The following is a 2990-nucleotide window of genomic DNA, read 5'->3' as shown; positions in this document are numbered from 1 at the left end:
GGCTCAGGCCGTCAGGCCTTCGGGTTCTGGCAGTTTGTTTGCGCGGCATGCTGCTGTGACGGTGTTTGCGAGCAGGCAGGCGATGGTCATCGGGCCGACGCCACCGGGGACCGGGGTGATGGCGCCTGCGCGCTCGGCCGCGCTGGCATAATCGACATCGCCAACCAGTTTGTTTTTGCCGTTACGTTCGATCCGGTTGATGCCCACGTCAATCACAGTGGCACCCTCCTTGATCCAGTCGCCCGGCACCATCTCGGGCCGGCCAACAGCGGCAACCACGATATCGGCGCGGCGGACCACATCCGGCAGGTCCTTGGTGCGGCTATGCGCAATGGTTACGGTGCAGCTGTCGCCCAGCAGCAGCTGTGCCATCGGCTTGCCCACGATATTCGACCGGCCAATGACCACTGCGTCCATACCCGACAGCGATCCATGATAGTCGCGCAGCATCATCAGGCAGCCCAGAGGGGTACACGGAACCATCGACTTCTGACCGGTGCCCAGCAGGCCCACATTCGAAATGTGGAAACCGTCAACGTCCTTGGCCGGATCAATCGAATTGATCACCAGATCTTCGTTCAGATGCTTGGGCAGCGGCAACTGTACCAGAATACCATGCACAGCAGGGTCATTGTTCAGTTTGTTGATCAGCGCCAACAAATCCTCTTCCGAGGTATCCACGTCCAGCTTGTGTTCGTATGAGTTCATGCCGACCTCAACGGTCTGCTTGCCTTTCGAGCGGACATAGACCTGGCTCGCCGGGTCCTCGCCCACCAGCACCACGGCCAGACCGGGTGTGATGCCATTTTCTTCTTTCAGCTTTGCAACCTGATCAGCCACCTGCGCACGTACTTTTGCAGCAAAGGCTTTGCCGTCGATAACCTGGGCTACCATTTCTCAATCCCCTCTTCCAAAACGGAGCAGGCGCACGCGGCGCCTGTTCGGTCAGTCAGCGCCGATCACGCGTTCTTCGCGGGCGATCGACCAGTCAATCAAAATGCGCCAGAGCTTCTCTGCAAGATCGGGATCCATGCCCAATTCATCCGAGCTCTTGCGCACACGCTGCACCACCTCTTCGACGCGATCCGGGATACGGGCGGGCAGCCCCTCGCCGGGTTTCAGCTGTGATGCGCGGTCGATATAGCCCGCGCGCGTTACCAACAATTCGATCAATTGGCGGTCCAGCTTGTCGATCTGAGGCCGCAATTCCCGCATCGAGCGACAGTCTTGCGGCGGTATCAGAGTGGGCATGTTTCTCTCCTCATGGCCCAGGGATATCCCCAGACCACGAGATGTATCATTCAGGCGCTTAGAACAAGCCCTCGATCTCACCTGCGTCGTTAAGGCAGATGGTTTCAGCGGCCGGTTTGCGTGGCAGGCCCGGCATGGTCATGATCTCACCGCAGACGACCACGATGAAACCGGCACCGGCGCTCAGCCGAACCTCACGTACCGGAACCGAGTGGCCGGTGGGTGCGCCGCGCAGGGTCGGATCGGTCGAGAACGAGTACTGGGTTTTCGCCATGCAGACCGGCAGGTTGCCGTAGCCCGCTTCTTCCCATTCGCGCAGTTGGTTGCGGATCTTGTTGTCGGCCAGAACCTCATCGGCGCGGTAGATGCGCTTGGCAATGGTTTCGACCTTCTCGAACAGAGGCATCTCGTCCGGGTAGATCGGAGCGAAGTTCGCGCTGCCACCTTCAACGATTTCGACCACTTTCTCGGCCAGAGGGGCAGACCCTTCCGAGCCCAGTTCCCAGTGACGCGACAGAACCGCCTCGACGCCATGTTCGGCGCAATAGTCTTTCACGGCCTGCACTTCGGCATCCGTATCGGTGACAAAGTGGTTGATAGCGACAACAACCGGAACGCCGAAGGATTTGACGTTCTCGATATGGCGACCCAGATTGGCACAGCCCGACTGAACTGCATCAACGTTCTCTGCACCCAGATCAGCCTTGGCCACGCCGCCATTCATCTTCATCGCGCGCACGGTGGCAACCAGCACGACAGCCGACGGTGCGATGCCCGCCTTGCGGCACTTGATGTTCATGAACTTCTCGGCGCCCAGATCGGCGCCAAAGCCCGCTTCGGTCACGACATAGTCAGCAACTTTCAGCGCGGTTTTGGTCGCGATGACCGAGTTGCAGCCATGTGCGATGTTGGCGAACGGGCCGCCGTGGACAAAGGCGGGATTGTTTTCCAGTGTCTGCACCAGGTTCGGCTGCATCGCATCCTTCAGCAGTACTGTCATTGCGCCTTCGGCCTTGATGTCGCGACAGTAAACCGGGGTCTTGTCGCGGCGGTAAGCAACGATGATGTCGCCCAGACGCTTTTCCAGGTCTTTCAGGTCGTTGGCCAGGCAAAGGATCGCCATGACCTCAGATGCAACGGTGATGTCAAAGCCCGTCTCACGCGGGAAACCGTTCGACACACCGCCCAGAGACGCCGTGATCTGACGCAGCGCGCGGTCGTTCATGTCGACCACGCGACGCCATGCAACACGACGGATGTCGATATCGCACTCGTTGCCCCAATAGATGTGGTTGTCGATCATCGCCGACAGCAGTGAGTGGGCCGAGGTGATGGCGTGGAAGTCACCTGTGAAGTGCAGGTTCATCTCTTCCATCGGAACAACCTGCGCATAGCCGCCGCCCGCAGCGCCGCCCTTCATGCCGAAGTTCGGGCCAAGCGAGGCTTCGCGAATACAGATCATCGCGTTCTTGCCAATGCGGTTCAGACCATCGCCCAGACCAACAGTGGTGGTGGTCTTACCCTCACCCGCCGGGGTCGGGTTGATCGCGGTGACCAGGATCAGCTTGCCGTCTTCGCGGCCCTGCACCGAGTTGATGAAGTCCTGGCTGACCTTCGCCTTGTCATGGCCATAGGGCAGCAGATCATCGCTGGAGATACCCAGCTTGGCACCGATTTCCTGAATCGGCTTCTTGTTCGCCTCACGCGCGATTTCGATGTCAGATTTATAGCTCATTGGG

The 2990-nt window shown here is 59.5% G+C and carries 3 protein-coding genes; all 3 read right to left on the bottom strand.

What is annotated here, in order from left to right:
* Positions 1-3: 3 nt before the first annotated feature.
* From folD to AC2FGE_RS20890, 3 genes are read right to left on the bottom strand one after another with little or no spacing between them, the layout of a single operon-like run.
* Positions 4-894, bottom strand: a complete 891-nt coding sequence (folD, locus tag AC2FGE_RS20900) for a bifunctional methylenetetrahydrofolate dehydrogenase/methenyltetrahydrofolate cyclohydrolase FolD (RefSeq protein WP_496821251.1) — start codon at positions 892-894, stop codon at positions 4-6.
* 51 nt (positions 895-945) lie between these two features.
* On the bottom strand, positions 946-1251 hold the full coding sequence (locus AC2FGE_RS20895; protein WP_496821250.1) for a chorismate mutase: 306 nt from the start codon (positions 1249-1251) through the stop codon (positions 946-948).
* A 58-nt stretch (positions 1252-1309) separates the two neighbouring features.
* Positions 1310-2986, bottom strand: a complete 1677-nt coding sequence (locus AC2FGE_RS20890) for a formate--tetrahydrofolate ligase (protein WP_496821252.1) — start codon at positions 2984-2986, stop codon at positions 1310-1312.
* Positions 2987-2990: the final 4 nt, after the last annotated feature.

Source organism: Ruegeria sp. YTSA075 (assembly GCF_059610245.1).
The sequence above is the reverse complement of the archived record's forward strand: the minus strand, read 5'-3'. Positions and strand labels throughout refer to the sequence as shown.